Genomic DNA, 15,876 nt, shown 5'->3' with positions numbered 1-15,876 from the left:
ACAACTTTTTAAAAAAGACTATTTACTCATATTCACGTGCAAATTAACCAATATAGAGGGACTGAAAATTAAATAGAGGTAGTCTAGACATGGAAAATACAACGAATCAGTATCCATCAGAAGTTCCTGCACAAGTTCAACCTCATCAACCAGGTGATCAGGAGAAAATGCATCCTGAACCAGAAATTATTAAAGCATCCCACAAAGGCAGTGAAAAACTAAAAGGCAAAGTTGCCGTCATTAGCGGTGGTGATAGCGGTATAGGCCGTTCAGTTGCCGTACTATTTGCCCGTGAAGGTGCCGATATTGCTGTACTGTACCTTGAAGAAGACCAAGATGCCGAAATTACTAAACAGCTTATTGAAAAGGAAGGACAACAATGTCTTTTATTAAAAGGTGATATTTCCGATCCAGACCTTGCAAAACAAAATATTGATAAGGTTTTACAGCATTTTGGGAAAATTAATATTTTAGTGAATAATGCGGGTGTGCAATATCAACAAAAAGAAATTGAAAGTATTAGTAATGAACAATTAGAAAAAACATTTAAAACAAATATTTTTGCCATGTTTTATTTAACCAAAGAAGCCATTCCTTATATGGAGGAAGGTGATAGCATTATTAACACCACCAGTATTACCAGTTACCAAGGTCATGATGAGTTGATTGACTATGCAAGTACTAAAGGTGCAATTACCTCTTTTACTCGTAGTCTATCGAACAATTTAATGAAGCAGAAAAAAGGTATTCGTGTAAATGGTGTTGCACCAGGCCCAATCTGGACTCCCCTTATTCCAAGTAGTTTCGATGCCGAGACTGTCGAAAAGTTTGGTAAAGATACCCCAATGGGTAGAATGGGTCAGCCAAGTGAAGTCGCCCCTGCTTACCTTTTCCTTGCCTCAGATGATGCAAGTTATATTACTGGTCAGGTTATTCATGTAAATGGCGGTCAAATTGTTAATGGCTAATAACATAATTTAGAAAAAGCCCTGAAAGCGTTTAAACTTTCAGGGCTTTTTTTATCTAAGCCGGTACATGAGCAGCTATTTGTTCTCTTGACCAAACACGGTGTGCTTTAATCAGGTTCTTAAATTTTTCCGCAACATGCTGGAACTCATCTTCAATTAAAGTTCCTTCATCCGCCACTAAACCTAATGGTTCAAGCAAATCAGATTTATTACCTAAAAATACGATTGGCTTTAAGTGCTTATAAGCTTCGAGTAAGTAATGGCGAGCTACCCCGTCTTGCATAACCGTATTTAGGTTATCGCCATCCGGAATAATTACCGCATCATAGGCAATTGAAGGCTCAGACATTTGCATGCCATCAGCCACAATAACGTTATCTTCATGATCTTTGACTGGAGCCAAGCTCGGCGCTAGTAAGTGAAGGATTACGCCTTCTTTAATTGCCCAGTTTTTAATAGCCTCCAATGCATCAGACTTCACCATGTTATGGATAAGTACGGCAACTTTTCTACCTTGAATATCTTCAGGTGGGAAAGCTAAAAAAGATAACTTGGCAGATTTTTCAACTGCTGTTTTCTTATAGTTTAGGGTTAAGTCAGGCACTTCAATACCTAAATTTGCCCCTACTTGGCGTGCCAAATCTAAGTCGATATTAGCCAAAATTTGTTGAACTTGACGTTCACGAATATGCTTTCTTTGAACTTTACTTAATTCAAAAGTATAGGCATCGACCACATGTTTTTGTTCATGCGGTGCAAGGCTTTTGTAATATAGTCGCGGTTGAGAGAAATAATCAGAGAACGTCTCACTTCTTTGACGAAGTTTATGTCCACTAATTTTTTCAGGATAACTTTCAAAACCACCATTTGATGCCGCTGGCGGTGTTTCTACTGGCCAATTTCCATCAATTGAGTTTGGTTGATATGCAGCCTGTCCTTTATGAATGGTATGCTGATGAATACCATCACGTTGATTGTTATGGAATGGACACACAGGTTTGTTAATCGGAATTTGGTGGAAGTTTGGTCCACCTAAACGGCTTAACTGGGTATCTGTGTATGAAAATAGACGTGCTTGTAAAAGTGGGTCATCTGTAAAATCAATACCAGGTACTACATGACCCGGACAGAAAGCTACCTGCTCTGTTTCAGCAAAGAAGTTATCTACATTTCTATTTAAAACAAATCGGCCAATTGGCGTAACAGGAACTAATTCTTCAGGAATAATTTTTGTTGGGTCCAGCAAATCGAAGTCAAAGTTCATTTCATCTTCTTCTTCGACAATCTGCACGCCGAGTTCCCATTCTGGATAAAAACCTTGCTCAATTGCTTCATAAAGATCACGACGGTGGAAATCCGGGTCTTTACCTGCAAGTTTTTGAGCTTCATCCCATACCAGCGCACTCAAACCTTGTTTTGGTGTCCAGTGAAATTTCACAAAATGTGATTTACCTTCAGCATTAATTAAACGGAACGTATGCACACCAAAACCTTGGATTGAACGTAAGTTACGAGGAATCGCACGGTCTGACATCGCCCAAATTACCGCATGTGCTGACTCGGGCACTAAAGATACAAAATCCCAGAAAGTATCATGCGCAGTTGCACCCGTTGGGATTTCTGTGTCCGGTTCAGGTTTTACCGCATGTACAAAGTCTGGAAATTTAATCCCGTCTTGCACAAAAAAGACAGGTGCGTTATTTCCTACCAAGTCAAAGTTACCTTCTTGGGTATAAAACTTAATGGCAAAACCGCGAATATCACGGACAGTATCGGCTGAACCACGAGGCCCTTGCACTGTTGAGAAACGTACAAAAATAGGCGTCTGAATAGTTGGGTCTGTCAAGAATCCAGCTTTGGTTAAACGTTCGTTTCCTTCATATGCCTGAAAATAACCATGTGCCCCTACACCACGCGCATGCACAATACGCTCAGGTATACGCTCATGGTCAAAGTGGGTGATTTTTTCTCTTAAAATGAAATCTTCCAATAAAGTCGAGCCACGAATACCCGCTCTTAAGCTATTTTGGTTATCCGCTATTTTAACCCCCTGATTTGTGGTTAAAGCTTCATTAGTTGCATCATCTCTAACTGTGTCTAACTGTTCAGTTTTCTGGGTAGTATTGGCTTTATTTGCTGCATCGGCACCAGCCATTTCACTTGTTTTATTGGTTGATTTAGTATTGTCGTTCATGTCCATTACCTATGTTTTTGAAAGTTAAACTTGGGGTTGAAGTAGAAAACGTTTATAAAACTAGTTTTTAAACGTACCTAAATAAGGAAAAAGGAGTTCTACGTATTTACGAGTACTCCAAAGACCAATACTTTTATGATGAGAATCTGGGGCAAGAAACGGAGTAAGTTTGCAAATCTTTATGGCAAGGTCATTTGATTGTTGGACGCGCTCTTGTAGTGCATCAAGTTCGCCATCCGAGATATAACTAAATAGATAGTCCTGAATACGCTGGCTATTCTTTAGTTCTCTGCTGTATGCCAAGAAGTTAGAAGAATGATCACTACCAGCAATCCAGTCATGAATAATTTGGCGCTCTACAGGGTTAAATACCCCAAACATTTTTCCATTTTCTTCATTAATCATTCGCCAGAATACGCTCTGTTCAGGGTCGGTATTAAACTTAATCCATTTGTGTTCAGTTAAATGAGTGATTAAACCTGCAATGTCATCGGGATTTGATAACCATTGATTAATGGTCTTGCACCCAAACTGTCTGGTTTCGTTATGGATTAACTGACCGACAAGCGCCTTTCTTTTGAAAATTCTATGGACAAAGTCTTCAGTATTTAAATTTTTTATAATGTTTGAAGAGGATACCCCATGATTATTAAGGGCAAAACCACGTTTTAGCTTGGTCAAGAAGAGTTTTTTATCTCTATATTTATTATAAATATCTTCAATAACTTTAATGGCTTTATAGGCATGACCATTGTCAATATTGTCGATAGTGATATGAAGATTAAAGTATTTAGAATCAATACCTAATTCAGCAAGCTCATAATTCGAAATTAAAAGATGCAGTGGTAACTGCTCATAGCCTAAATTAAAACCCACAATCTCGGGGATAAACTCAGGAGGCGCATAACCCAGAGCAAGCTGCACAACTGCTTGATGATAATACTCGTCTTCTAAAAGCAGATCGAAACTGTCTAGCCCTAGACTGCGTAAAAGATCATCATAGATACAGACATGGTTTGCTTTTGGCTCACCTAACCCAAGCTCTTCGAGATAAGTAATAATTAATTCATGAAAAATAGGATCATTCCAATAATGCACTGAGCTATATAGCCATGCACCGTCTACTTTTTTGGTTGGAGACACCTTTATTAAAAACTCAAATGCCTGAGCGACGTTCTTAAAATACTCTCTATCTTGACCAGATTGTCTACGATTTAAATATGCCTGAAATTCCTGACAATTTTTTTTATTATCGTTTTCACACCATGCCTTAATCAAATTGATATCCGAAGGAAAATCTATTTCCTTCATCTCTAGTTTATCTATCTCTTTAACAAGAAAATCTCTAGCCTTTTTCTCTTTCTCAAAGCTAGAAACATCAGGATCAAGGAAAAAAACAAACAATTCATAATAATTTTGTTGATTATCTTGTAATAAGTCTAATAATCGTTTTTTCACTACAACAGGCATTTTCATTCTCCGTTTGTGAGATATCAATTACCATACGTCACCCTAACTATAATCGAGTTTTAAGTTTGTTATTTTGCGTTATTAAAAAACAAGGTAAATACAATAAATCTAAAAAATTCATAGACATATAAAATAACGCAAAATTACATTTAAACTTTTAGTATTATTTAAGCTACTGTTTTTATATAAAATTTGCAAAACTTAATCCAATTTTACATTAACTTCACCATCAAAATTATAAACATTAAAAAAATAACAAAGCAAACAATTAAATAGTTTTATAACATTTTAAAAACAATTGTAGGGAGAATTAAAATGTTCAATAAATGTTGCGAATTATTAGCAAAGGAAAAAATTAAAATTGCATTTTTTGAAAGTGCCTCTGCGGGCTACCTTGCTTATCGTTTCTCTTTAAGTCCTTATTCAGGCGATATTCTGATTGGAAGCCTTGTGAGTTACGACCTTCGCGTAAAGGAAAATACCTTACATATTTCAGAAGAGCTTATTGAAAAATATACTGCAGAATCAATGCAAGTGACTGTTGAAATGATTAATAAAGGTAAAGAACTTTTACATGCCGACCTGTATGTTGCCTGCACAGGTCTTTTGAAAAAAGGCGGCTCTGAAACACCAGAAAAACCTGTAGGTACTTTCTTTTACTCAATATATTATAAAAATAATTTTTATAATTTTAGACGTGTTTTAAGAGGTCCTGCCTTTTTAAAACTAAGAAAGTTGATTTACTATGTTACTCAAGATATAAAACTTATTATATTAGAAGACAAAAGGCGTTAATTTTATATAAAAGTTAACAAATATACATTTAGAAATATTTATTATCTTTCTTAAATATTATGTGCTGAAATGTAATTTTTTAAATGTTCATATTAATAATGTTTATGACTTAAAATTACATACATTAAAAATCAGCAAGTTATTTAAAATTTATAAATTTTAAGTTTACAGTTAAATATAGGGTAACACCCCTACCCTACACATTTAAAATCTACATGTTTTAATAACCCTATCTGAAGCTCTCAGATAAAACACATCGTCATAATTGATATGAGGTATTAAAAATGAGCACTACTAATAATCAAGCAAATCAACGCAATAATCAGCAGCAACAACAACAGCAAAATGACAACCGTAATCAACAGCAACACGGTAACCAACAGCAAAACGATCAACAGCAACAAAATAACCAGCAACAACAGCAAAATGATAACCGCGGCCAACAACAAGGATCTAACCAAAAAGATTCTGGCCAACAAAACTCAAATAACAACCAACAACGTTAATCGTTTGTAGTTGTTCTTTGATGCGGTCGATCATTTAGGAAGGTGACCTCACCTTCCTAAATCAAAATATAAGCATAAAATTCAATAAAATATGAGGGAATTCTGATGACAGATCAAAATACAGATCATGCTCAATTGGTAGCTGGCGATCATAACTATTCTGACTCTCGCTGGCGCGAAAGCTATCTTACTCGACCTTATTATCAAGAAGCGCAATTAACTACACCAGATCTAGATTATGATCGTGATTTCTCTGCAGCTTATGAACTTGGTCATCGAGCTCGTTCTGAATCTAAAGAAGGAACTCAGTTTGAAGATATGGAAGGCAGCTTGCAGCAAAAATGGGAAGAGCTAAAAGCTGAGTCCCGCCTAAAATGGGAACACGCTAAACAAGCGATTAAAGATGCATGGGATGATATGTAACATCCTCAAAAGGTCCATAGCTATAAGCTTATTTCCTATTGGCCCTGGGAAATAGGCTTTTTTATTGTCCTAAAATTATGAGCATTAAAAAAATGGTGGCATATTAAAATTATGACTAAGATATTGATTTGCTAAAATTGGATCATCAAAAATTTCTTTTTTAAATTGTACACTCGGTGTTGTAGCGAGTACATGTGTCGGCTTAATAGTAACTTCCACTACATACTTATTTTGCTCATATTTGGCTTTTACACCATAAATCTCAGAATCATTAATGCAAGTTCCATCTGTAAAATATACAAACATACGTCCTACCTTAAATATTACTCATCATAGCGGTCTTATCAAGAATAAAGCCTGACTCAGATAATCAGGTCAGGCCTTTCATCAAAATTAACTTTGATTTTTCTTAAAATATTCAATTATTTCTTCCCCATTATTTACAGGCTTTTTCTGCGAAGGGTAAGTTTCTTCATAGGCATAGGCGGGTAAAGTAATTTTAGCTCGAATTGGAGGTAATTTTTCTTGTCCACCTGTGGTAATTCGCTCAATAAAACCAGCAAGCCAAAGTACAAACTCCTGAGTATTTTTACTTTTAGGAATAAGACTTAAATCCAATTTAATTTTTGACTCTTGCAAAGGTTTAATGAGTATTTCGGCAAAATCAATATAATTATATAAAAGCTTTAATTTTGTCCCCTTTATTTCTTGTCTGAGTTCAATCATCAAATTATTAAGATCTTCCATCGGATCATCCGTAAAGCCTTTTTTTTCTTTAACATTTTGATATATTTTCTCAGCTATTTTTAAATATTGGGGCATATCCTTACCTTTTATAGTTCGCTCTTACTAAAATGAATTTTGGATGAATATAAGTAAGCTATTGTGTTTGTTTTATTAACTTTTTGAAACGTTAACTTAAGATTGCAACAAAACGGCAACAATAAATTCTCCAAATTGTAAAAATAAAATAAATATTTGATTAATTTTATATTTTTATATATTTCATTATTATTAAATTATATTTTTTATATAAAATAACGATTAAAAAAGCCTACTAATAAAGTAGGCTTTTTAGAGAAGCTAATTTATTACGAGTTTTTATTCATGTCATGAGATGTGGCTGGATCACTTGCTTCATGCATGCCGTCATTTCTTGAATTACGATCTTGGCAAGCACTCATACCCATAGCAATTGCCAACACCATACTTACTGCACAAACGATTCTTACCATTTAAATCACCTTTATAAATATTAAAATGTAGGTTTATGAATAACATTATCTTATGTTGGCCTACCGCAGTGGTTCTCTTAACTTTTGTAGATTATGCAAGCTTTTGTAAAAACCAAAAATTATGATTAATAAAATTATATTTCTTGCAATTGATATTTTGGTTATTTTTTGGCAAGCAATGTTTAGGAGACGCTGGTCATGTTATAAAATTCGAATTATTAAATAGTTTAGCCAAACAACACACCCAATTAGAGATATTGATATACTATACAAATAAACAATTAATAAATATTTGATATATAAGATTAAAAAATAATAGTGTGACTTATATTCAAATTATTTATACTCACATTATATTTTTTAATTTTTCTATTTTCTAAATAAAAACAGTGAAATATTTATATCAAGTTATATAAATCAATCTTTTATTTTTGCAATTGACCCACCCCAATGCTCAGCTTATGATGCTCGCGCTGACCAATTTTGTCAGTCGGTTTTAGCAGACCGTCTACCTAAGTGCACTAAAAACACGTTTTTTGGTGTGACGCCCCTCGTGCCTTTGATGGAGGAACGGGAGTGGGACACCCTTGGGTGTGCTGGTTTCTTAGGTATCAGTCTGCTAACCCTCTTTCGTTTCGCCACCATAATAATGAGCAATGAGTGGGCATAACTTCTTTTAACCAAGGAGTCACTCATGACTATTATTCTATATTTTTTAAACTCTTTTATTAAACCTACTTACATTCAACATCTTTCACTCAAGCAGTCATTTCTTAGAGTTCTTTCTCATCCTCTGTTTAAAAGAACTACACACTATAGAGTTCGAAAAATTTTTACTTAATCTTTTTGTGTACCCATCTTGATATACAAGATTGGGGGCAGAAGTTTTATGTATTCAAAATCACATAAAGATTAAAACTTCTATCAACATCACTTAACGATAACAACAACCCATGAAGAGTAACAAGAATGTTTTTTCTCTATCGTTTTGTTTTGGTGAGCCTTCTGACAATAGGTGTTTTAAATTTGATGGGGTGCAGGCCAATGAGTAAAAATGAATTTAATACGCGTTGTGTATGGGCCGGACATGAACTTTCAGCGTGCAATTGTATTTATAATTCTTTAGAGCAGCATTATTCACCTCAATTTGTAGAAAGTTTACCAAAATTAAGTTTGCAAAATATTGATGCAAAAATGAACTTTGTAGAAACCATGAATCAAACAATGCAGCAGTGCCAATTGAGTGCGAGCAAACACTAAACTAATTTATAGAGGCATGCTCTACCAAAAAATCCAAGAATGTACGTACGCGATTAGGAACATACTTATCGTGGCCAATCCAGACAGCATGAAATTCTTCAGAAGCATGAATATTCCAATCTTCAAGAATTTTGACGAGTTGTTTTTGCTGTAACGCATTTCGAATCTGGAATTCATTTAGTTGAGCAATGCCAGCACCTGCCAGTGCCAACTGTAAAATTGCTTCGCCATGGTTTACTTTTAAAACTTTAGAGGGGGTAAGGCTGATTTCCTGAGTTGCTTTTTTGAATAACCAGGTTTTGTTCTGGCGTTGATAACTTACATCTAAAAGCTGATGTTCATGTAGTTCATCTGGATGCTCAGGACAACCATACTTTTCAATATATACAGGTGAGCAAACATACTGTTTATAAGTACTGCCAAGCGAGCGGGCCACCAAATTGGAGCTTTTCAAAGGTCCTGTTCGAATCGCAACATCAATTCTTTGTTCAACCAAATTAATTACTTCATCACTCAAATGAGCTTCTAATTCAATTTCCGGGTAACGTTGATTAAACAATCTAATGCATGGCAATAAAAAGTGTGTCCAATATGAAAAACTGGTATGGATTCTAATTCGCCCTTTCGGTGTATGATTTGCGGTAACCGATTGTTCCAGTTCGTCCAAGTCATTGAGTATTTGAATGCCTTGCTCATAAAACTGGCATCCTTCACTGGTAAGCTGAAACTGACGTGTTGAACGATTGAGTAACCTGACACCCAGTCTTTTTTCTAAACGAGAAATTAACTTGCTTACGGCAGACGGCGTCATGTTACATGCTCTTGCTACCGCTGAAAAACTTCCAAGCTCGACCACCCGTATAAAAATTGCCAACTCGCCAGAACGATTGATATCAAAATAAGACATAGCAAAATTTATTTATGAATTGTATTCACAAATCTTATTCCGCTTAGCCCGCTATAACAAGGCATCAATTTGTTTCAAGATACCTTTAATTCGTTTTAAAGAGTTCTTGAGATGAAACTTTAGCAAGCTACCCTATTTTCTTTGGTTTTAATTACGAGCTTGGCACAAGCTGATGTAGAAAACAGCCAATGGATTACCACTTGGTCTGCGAGCCCTCAAAAAGTCTGGAATAAAGACTTCGTTTTTCCAACACTCATTCCAGAGCAAGTATCTAATCAGACTATTAGACAAATGAGCAAAATTAGTTTGGGCGGTGAAGCTGTTCGGCTCGTTTTTACCAATCAATATGGTAAACAGCCACTTTATATTGATCAAACAACGATTGGTTTAGCGAACGCAGTAACTCTAAAATCTAAGAGCACCTATCCCGTTTATTTTTCTGGTCAACTTAAAGCAAGAATTTTACCTGGCAAACAACTCATAAGTGATCCAATTCAGTTGCCTGTACCCGATCATGCTCAATTGGTGGTGAATAGCTTTATTCAAAAGCCTACAACGTTTAAAACATTTCATTGGGATGCCAAACAAACCAGTTGGCTGATTAGTGGAAATCAGACAACAAATTTAACTACGCCAACCGATGCCAAAACAACGACGGCACGGTTATTACTGTCTGCAATAGAGGTAAAACCCAAACAAAAGGCTCATGTAGTTGCAGTTGTTGGAGATTCAATTACCGATGGGGCGACTGCAACCTTAGATGCAAATACAAGATGGACCGATTTTTTAGCGAAACGTTTATCAGCACACCATGTAGCCGTGATTAATAGCGGAATTTCAGGAAATCGATTACTTACCGATGGTATGGGCGATAGGGTTTTAAAACGCTTAAACAGTGAAGTATTTCAATATTCAGGGGTTAAAACTTTAATTGTTTTGGTCGGTATCAATGACATTTCATGGCCCGGTACAGCTTTTGCTCCTAAACAGCAAATACCTTCTTTTGAAGCGCTCACTCAAGGTTATCGACGTGTTGTAAGTGAGGCCCATAAACATAATATTCAGGTGATTGGTGCAACCTTACTTCCGTTCTCTGGTGCTTTGCCTAATACCCCTTTAGATAATTATTATCAACCCAACAAAGATCAATTACGTCAGCGCATTAACCACTGGATGAGAACCAGTCATACCTTTGATGGTGTGCTTGATCTTGATGAAGGCTTAAAAGATCCAAAACATCCCAATCGATTAAATCCAATTTATGATTCTGGAGATCATTTACATCCTAATGATCGAGGCAATCAGCATATGGCAGAATTGGTAGATTTAGATCAAATTATTAAAAATTAATGATTCCCCCATCAGGTGAAATCTTCACATGATGGGGCTGCTTATTTAAAAATCATAACTTGCTATCATGTTGAAGCGGTTATCAATCCCGTTGCGATTATCGAATGTTTCTCGTTCTCCATAAACATATTCGATACCCAAAGTAATCGGCTTATACGGGTTATAAAGTGCATTCACCCAACCTTGCCAAAGCTGTTTGTTTTGGGTGGTACTCGTACGCTGTAATTCGGCAAAACGGTTATCATCTTTAGCCTTCATATAGCCATAGCCTAAAGTCGAGCGAATTTGCGGTGTAAATTGATGAGTGATACCCAAAGAAACCGTGTCAAATTCATTGCTATGCATATTGTTTTGATCGTCTATTGCATAGCCACTGTTACTCCATAGCAAGAAACGTCCATCACCTTTGACATGGTAATAATCGGCTTTAAGTAATGTATCAGGGGTAATTTGATATTTACCGCCCAAGCCTACCCCCCACGCCCACTCGCTATCATTGTTAGTTCTTTTTTCTGCAACAAAACTACGGCCTGAAAGCATCGAACCATTGGCAAATTTATGATTTAAACGTCCGACTAAAGCAGGTAAACGCATTTTATTATCTGGATCTGTTGCAGCAGTATATTTCGGGTCTTCAACTGATACTGCAAAACTTGTATTTGCCGTTAAGTTATCGCTATAGCGAACAAGCGGCGATCTTAATAATGCACTGCCTACAAATGTACCCGCATCAATCGTTTCTGGGTAATATTCAGGGGCAATAAATGTCGACCATGTTTGACCAATAAGCCATTTATCAAAAGTTAAATAGGCATGACGTATCCGAAACTGATCACGAGTAGCCGCCCCAAAAAAGTCCATTTCTAACTTTCCGCCTACATCACCAATGGCGGTAGGTGTTTTAAAATTCAATCCAAAACGCGTCACATAAATCGTACTGTGCAACTGATCTTTCTGTGCAGATTCTTCTGGCGTATTTTCAAGAGGAACGCCACTAATATTGTTATACATGGTAGATGCACCCTTAATTTGATAAGAAGCATCTGCTCGTATATAACCGTATAAGTTAAATTCCGCACCAGATTTAGTTAATGTTTGCTGTATAGGTTGTGGAGCTTGAGTAACTACAGGAGCAGCTTGTTCTACTCTTTTTTGAGCTAAAGATTTTTGAGCCTCCATATTAGTTTGTAGCATAGCTCGTAATTCTTTTATTTCTTGGCGAAGTTGCTCTATTTCAGGGTTTACTTGGCCTGCAAAAGCAGAAGACATAAGCAGAGTCACAGAAACTGCCAACAAGCTTTTTTGAATCGTTGTATTTAAAATTTTCATCATGAAATTTTCCTTTAGACCTTTAAGTAGTCTTAAAAGTCTCGACATCCTTTTTGTTATGTACCTATCTAAAATAGATCCTTGAAAATTTGCCTTTCTTTCACAAGAAAGACGTTCCCTCATATTTTTTAGATCCACCCTCCCTAGTGCAGCAAAAGCAACTTTTTAATTTTCCATTTTTTATATTCTCTTCCACATTGAGAATATTCGGTTTTAAACCCTTATTTATATTCCCCAATAGTATTATTTTTTTGCAATAAACCCTTGATAAGACAAAATTTGCGTATATGGCTGTACGCTTTCAAAGCCTGTCTTTTCCAAAAGCTTTATATATCCTTCAGTCGTTAAACTAAAAAAGTCCTCCGCCATACGCTCCAACATTTTTTGACATTGTTCTTCTGTTAACCCTTGAGCCAAACACAAATAATGTAATGCTTGAAGCTGCTGTGGATTTGCACAAGTCATGAGGTCATAGGTAAGTAAAGGCGCTTTTTCTTTTAAGCGCTTATAAATATCCTTAAAGAAGGCTGGTTTTATGTCATCTGCAATAAAATGAGCCACAAGAATAGAAAGTGCAGCATCAAAGCAACTCTCGAGAGGTAAAGCTGAAGTTTCACCGTGAACAAAAGTGACTTGGGTAGACTTACCTAAAATCTCCACCTGCTCCTGAGCTTTTTGCAGCATGGTTAAAGATGGATCAACCGCTGTGAATTGCCAGTTTGGATGTCTTTTAAGTAAATAATCGAGTTCGTAACCCGTACCACAGCCCACAATTAAGATATGAGCATCTGGTAGCAACACCGACTGCAAAATGGCATCCACCTGTTGGTGGATCACTTCATAGCCCGGAATTAATTTACGAATATGCACATCATATCCTTCGACTACTTTAGGGCTATTAAAGTCTTTTGCCATTTTGCGTGTCCTCTATTTAAACCGTATTTCGATTTTCCTTTGTTGCACTTTGACCGAGCTTTTGACTTATTTAGTCAAAGACATTTCCCGTTAAATTAAGTTCAGCTCGCATAATTTCCTGCAATTTAAACTTTTGGGCTTTGCCAGAAGCAGTCATTGGAAACTCATTAAAGAATCGGACATAACGCGGCACTTTGTTGTGTGAAATGTGTTCTTTGCAAAATTGGCGGATGCTGTCTTCATCGACTTGGTGATGCTCATGCAGAATAATGCATGCACAAAGTTCTTCACCATATTTCGCATCTGGCAAGCCAATCACCTGTACATCGCTTACGTCTGGATGAGTATATAAAAAGTCTTCAATCTCTTTTGGAAAGAGGTTTTCCCCACCACGAATCACGACATCTTTAATACGGCCTTTAATTTTAATAAAACCGTCTTGATCCATCTCGGCAATGTCACCCGTATGCATCCAGCCAGCCGCATCAATCACTTCACGGGTCTTTTCCTCTTCACCCCAATAACCAGCCATCACTGAATAACCACGGACGCATAGCTCACCCAAAGTCCCTTGCGGAACAATTTGCCCTTCTAAATCGACAATTTTAATTTCAACATGCGGATGAACATGCCCAACTGTGCTTACTCGCTTATCAATCGAATCGTTTACCGAGCTTTGTACACTCACTGGCGAGGTTTCGGTCATGCCATAACAAATGGTGATTTCAGACATATGCATTCGGTCTATAACACGTTGCATAATTTCACGTGGACAAGGACTACCTGCCATAATGCCTGTTCTTAAGCTCGATAGATCAAAATCATTAAACTGTTCATGCTCTAAGGTTGCAATAAACATGGTTGGTACGCCATAAGCTGCCGTACAACGTTCTTGATGAATCGCTTTTAAAGTTTCCAAAGGATTAAATACAGCAGATGGATAGACCATGGTTGCCCCATGCGTCACACACGCCAGATTCCCCATCACCATGCCAAAACAATGGAACAATGGCACAGAAATACAGACTTTATCTTGGGGGGTTAAACGAATGCCTTCACCGACAAAATAACCATTATTTAAAATATTATGATGGGTTAACATGGTCCCTTTCGGGTTACCTGTTGTACCTGAAGTAAATTGGATATTAATGGTTTCATCAAACTGGAGCTGTCTGGCTAATTGTTTTAATTGTTCTAGCTGTTCAGAAGTTGGTGTAGTTAGTAAATCACTAAAACGATAAATACCAGTATGTTGTTGGTCATCAATTTTAATGACAAATTTTAAATGTGGCAGTCGCTCTGAACTGAGCACTTTATCTGTACAGGTGGTTAACTCAGGAGCAATTTTTGTGAGTAATTCTTGATAATCCGTCGTTTTAAATTGAGAAGCAATAATCAATCCTTTGCATGAGACCTTATTCAACACATATTCAAGCTCATGACTTTTATAAGCTGTATTTAGATTGACTAGAATAATCCCTGCTTTAAAAGCTGCAAACTGCGTAATGGTCCATTCCACACAGTTAGGTGACCAGATCGCTAATCGGTCTCCTTTTTTTAATCCCAATTTTAATAGGCTACAAGCAAAAGCGTTTACTTCATCCTGTAAAGCTTTATAGGTTAATCGTCTGTTTTGATGAAAACTGACAATCGCTTCCTTTTCAGCATATTGCTGACAGGCCTGATCAAATTGTTCACCAATGGTCATACCCAATAAGGGTTGTGTACTTGGTCCCGAGGCGTAGCTTAACCGTTCTTGTTGCATTGAATCATTCTCCTTGATTCTTCTAATTCTCTTCTTACCTGATCTAATTGTTGTTACTGCAACTACTTTTCCAAACTACTTATTTTGTGTTGTTTTATCCTTTATATGCCCTATTTTTTCTGCACAGCATCCACACAAAAGTCAGCAATCTGTTTTGAAAAATAGTCTTTATACGCATGATCAAACTTTGTATTTTGAGCTGGGTCTAGGGGTTCAACCACCACATAAGTCATAGCACCGACTACACAAAGTGCTGCTGTGTTTAAATCATCCAAGACAAACTCACCACTTGCATTTCCATCCGCAAGTATTTTTTTAATACTTTGTTTAATCAATTGCTTCACACGAAAGCGCTCATGTTCAACCGTTGAATCGACGGGTTCAAACATGAGTGAATATGCAAGCTGAGGACTATTGAGTGCCCGTTTTACAAAGGTTGCTACCGCCTTGTGTAATTTCTGCTTTGCCGATAAGTCACTTTCGGTAATCGATTCAATCACCAATAGTTCTGTATTAATGGCATCAGACAAAACTTCTATTAGCACTTGGCTTTTATTATCGAAGTAGCGATAAACCAGTCCACTAGATACACCCGCTTGCTCTGCAATTGTTTGTATTTGTGCGTCTTTGAACCCTCCCTCTGAAATTATTTTTCTGGCTGAACTCAAAATCGACTTACGATTTTGTTCCATCCGCTCTTGCATTAAAGATGATCGTTTATAGCTCATAATTTATTCTCTAACAAATAAAATGAATTGT

General features: G+C 36.6%; 16 protein-coding genes. 6 read left to right on the top strand and 10 right to left on the bottom strand.

All coding sequences use genetic code 11. The annotated features are described in order from the left end of the window. Window positions 1-89 precede the first annotated feature (89 nt). The gene (locus tag EGS71_RS21010; protein WP_000432325.1) at window positions 90-968 is read left to right on the top strand and encodes an SDR family oxidoreductase; all 879 of its coding nucleotides are present in this window, start codon (window positions 90-92) and stop codon (window positions 966-968) included. A 55-nt stretch (window positions 969-1,023) separates the two neighbouring features. Here EGS71_RS21010 and katE read toward each other — a convergent pair whose 3' ends face one another. Then, window positions 1,024-3,168: a catalase HPII gene (gene katE, locus EGS71_RS21005; RefSeq protein ID WP_002009133.1), complete on the bottom strand. Its 2,145-nt coding sequence runs from the start codon at window positions 3,166-3,168 to the stop codon at window positions 1,024-1,026. A gap of 54 nt (window positions 3,169-3,222) precedes the next feature. Continuing rightward, a complete protein-coding gene (locus EGS71_RS21000) occupies window positions 3,223-4,632 on the bottom strand; it encodes an iron-containing redox enzyme family protein (RefSeq protein ID WP_001145692.1) in 1,410 nt (469 codons plus the stop codon). A gap of 315 nt (window positions 4,633-4,947) precedes the next feature. Between EGS71_RS21000 and EGS71_RS20995 the strand changes: the two genes are divergently transcribed. The 3 genes from EGS71_RS20995 to surA1 all read left to right on the top strand — a co-directional run bounded on the left by EGS71_RS20995 (window position 4,948) and on the right by surA1 (window position 6,356). Next, window positions 4,948-5,427, top strand: a complete 480-nt coding sequence (locus EGS71_RS20995) for a CinA family protein (RefSeq protein ID WP_000482091.1) — start codon at window positions 4,948-4,950, stop codon at window positions 5,425-5,427. Between the two features lie 284 nt (window positions 5,428-5,711). Next, window positions 5,712-5,933, top strand: coding sequence for a hypothetical protein (locus EGS71_RS20990; RefSeq protein WP_000108365.1), 222 nt, complete (start codon window positions 5,712-5,714; stop codon window positions 5,931-5,933). A 105-nt stretch (window positions 5,934-6,038) separates the two neighbouring features. Continuing rightward, entirely contained in the window at window positions 6,039-6,356 is a 318-nt protein-coding gene (gene surA1, locus EGS71_RS20985) for a surface antigen protein 1 (RefSeq protein WP_000132045.1), read from the top strand. A gap of 84 nt (window positions 6,357-6,440) precedes the next feature. Here surA1 and EGS71_RS20980 read toward each other — a convergent pair whose 3' ends face one another. From EGS71_RS20980 to EGS71_RS22515, 3 genes are all read right to left on the bottom strand, one after another. Next, complete coding sequence (locus EGS71_RS20980; RefSeq protein ID WP_000498474.1) at window positions 6,441-6,662, bottom strand: hypothetical protein; 222 nt, start codon at window positions 6,660-6,662, stop codon at window positions 6,441-6,443. 87 nt (window positions 6,663-6,749) lie between these two features. Next, window positions 6,750-7,178, bottom strand: a complete 429-nt coding sequence (locus EGS71_RS20975) for a hypothetical protein (protein ID WP_001136759.1) — start codon at window positions 7,176-7,178, stop codon at window positions 6,750-6,752. Between the two features lie 269 nt (window positions 7,179-7,447). Next, window positions 7,448-7,591, bottom strand: a complete 144-nt coding sequence (locus tag EGS71_RS22515; RefSeq protein ID WP_000251688.1) for a hypothetical protein — start codon at window positions 7,589-7,591, stop codon at window positions 7,448-7,450. 969 nt (window positions 7,592-8,560) lie between these two features. Between EGS71_RS22515 and EGS71_RS20970 the strand changes: the two genes are divergently transcribed. Next, window positions 8,561-8,851 (top strand): hypothetical protein, encoded by a 291-nt coding sequence (locus tag EGS71_RS20970; RefSeq protein ID WP_004736273.1) that lies wholly within the window; start codon window positions 8,561-8,563, stop codon window positions 8,849-8,851. 1 nt (window position 8,852) lies between these two features. Here the strand turns inward: EGS71_RS20970 and EGS71_RS20965 are convergent, their stop codons facing one another. Then, on the bottom strand, window positions 8,853-9,758 hold the full coding sequence (locus tag EGS71_RS20965) for a LysR family transcriptional regulator (RefSeq protein WP_000119787.1): 906 nt from the start codon (window positions 9,756-9,758) through the stop codon (window positions 8,853-8,855). A gap of 141 nt (window positions 9,759-9,899) precedes the next feature. Between EGS71_RS20965 and EGS71_RS20960 the strand changes: the two genes are divergently transcribed. Then, the gene (locus EGS71_RS20960) at window positions 9,900-11,108 is read left to right on the top strand and encodes an SGNH/GDSL hydrolase family protein (RefSeq protein WP_000243046.1); all 1,209 of its coding nucleotides are present in this window, start codon (window positions 9,900-9,902) and stop codon (window positions 11,106-11,108) included. A 45-nt stretch (window positions 11,109-11,153) separates the two neighbouring features. Here the strand turns inward: EGS71_RS20960 and EGS71_RS20955 are convergent, their stop codons facing one another. The 4 genes from EGS71_RS20955 to EGS71_RS20940 all read right to left on the bottom strand — a co-directional run bounded on the left by EGS71_RS20955 (window position 11,154) and on the right by EGS71_RS20940 (window position 15,845). Continuing rightward, complete coding sequence (locus EGS71_RS20955) at window positions 11,154-12,437, bottom strand: DcaP family trimeric outer membrane transporter (protein ID WP_002157402.1); 1,284 nt, start codon at window positions 12,435-12,437, stop codon at window positions 11,154-11,156. A 243-nt stretch (window positions 12,438-12,680) separates the two neighbouring features. After that, complete coding sequence (locus tag EGS71_RS20950; RefSeq protein ID WP_001029903.1) at window positions 12,681-13,352, bottom strand: class I SAM-dependent methyltransferase; 672 nt, start codon at window positions 13,350-13,352, stop codon at window positions 12,681-12,683. A 70-nt stretch (window positions 13,353-13,422) separates the two neighbouring features. Next, complete coding sequence (locus tag EGS71_RS20945) at window positions 13,423-15,117, bottom strand: AMP-binding protein (protein WP_001183739.1); 1,695 nt, start codon at window positions 15,115-15,117, stop codon at window positions 13,423-13,425. 110 nt (window positions 15,118-15,227) lie between these two features. After that, window positions 15,228-15,845: a TetR/AcrR family transcriptional regulator gene (locus tag EGS71_RS20940; protein ID WP_000120693.1), complete on the bottom strand. Its 618-nt coding sequence runs from the start codon at window positions 15,843-15,845 to the stop codon at window positions 15,228-15,230. Window positions 15,846-15,876: the final 31 nt, after the last annotated feature.

It is taken from the genome of Acinetobacter sp. FDAARGOS_559 (genome assembly GCF_003940475.1).
GTDB lineage: Bacteria > Pseudomonadota > Gammaproteobacteria > Pseudomonadales > Moraxellaceae > Acinetobacter > Acinetobacter baumannii.
The sequence above is the reverse complement of the archived record's forward strand: the minus strand, read 5'-3'. Positions and strand labels throughout refer to the sequence as shown.

Coding starts and splice junctions, on each gene's coding strand:
- EGS71_RS21010 (WP_000432325.1), top strand. CDS start 90: ATGGAAAATACAACGAATCAGTATCCATCAGAAGTTCCTGCACAAGTT.
- katE (WP_002009133.1), bottom strand. CDS start 3,168: ATGGACATGAACGACAATACTAAATCAACCAATAAAACAAGTGAAATG.
- EGS71_RS21000 (WP_001145692.1), bottom strand. CDS start 4,632: ATGCCTGTTGTAGTGAAAAAACGATTATTAGACTTATTACAAGATAAT.
- EGS71_RS20995 (WP_000482091.1), top strand. CDS start 4,948: ATGTTCAATAAATGTTGCGAATTATTAGCAAAGGAAAAAATTAAAATT.
- EGS71_RS20990 (WP_000108365.1), top strand. CDS start 5,712: ATGAGCACTACTAATAATCAAGCAAATCAACGCAATAATCAGCAGCAA.
- surA1 (WP_000132045.1), top strand. CDS start 6,039: ATGACAGATCAAAATACAGATCATGCTCAATTGGTAGCTGGCGATCAT.
- EGS71_RS20980 (WP_000498474.1), bottom strand. CDS start 6,662: ATGTTTGTATATTTTACAGATGGAACTTGCATTAATGATTCTGAGATT.
- EGS71_RS20975 (WP_001136759.1), bottom strand. CDS start 7,178: ATGCCCCAATATTTAAAAATAGCTGAGAAAATATATCAAAATGTTAAA.
- EGS71_RS22515 (WP_000251688.1), bottom strand. CDS start 7,591: ATGGTAAGAATCGTTTGTGCAGTAAGTATGGTGTTGGCAATTGCTATG.
- EGS71_RS20970 (WP_004736273.1), top strand. CDS start 8,561: ATGTTTTTTCTCTATCGTTTTGTTTTGGTGAGCCTTCTGACAATAGGT.
- EGS71_RS20965 (WP_000119787.1), bottom strand. CDS start 9,758: ATGTCTTATTTTGATATCAATCGTTCTGGCGAGTTGGCAATTTTTATA.
- EGS71_RS20955 (WP_002157402.1), bottom strand. CDS start 12,437: ATGAAAATTTTAAATACAACGATTCAAAAAAGCTTGTTGGCAGTTTCT.
- EGS71_RS20950 (WP_001029903.1), bottom strand. CDS start 13,352: ATGGCAAAAGACTTTAATAGCCCTAAAGTAGTCGAAGGATATGATGTG.
- EGS71_RS20945 (WP_001183739.1), bottom strand. CDS start 15,117: ATGCAACAAGAACGGTTAAGCTACGCCTCGGGACCAAGTACACAACCC.
- EGS71_RS20940 (WP_000120693.1), bottom strand. CDS start 15,845: ATGAGCTATAAACGATCATCTTTAATGCAAGAGCGGATGGAACAAAAT.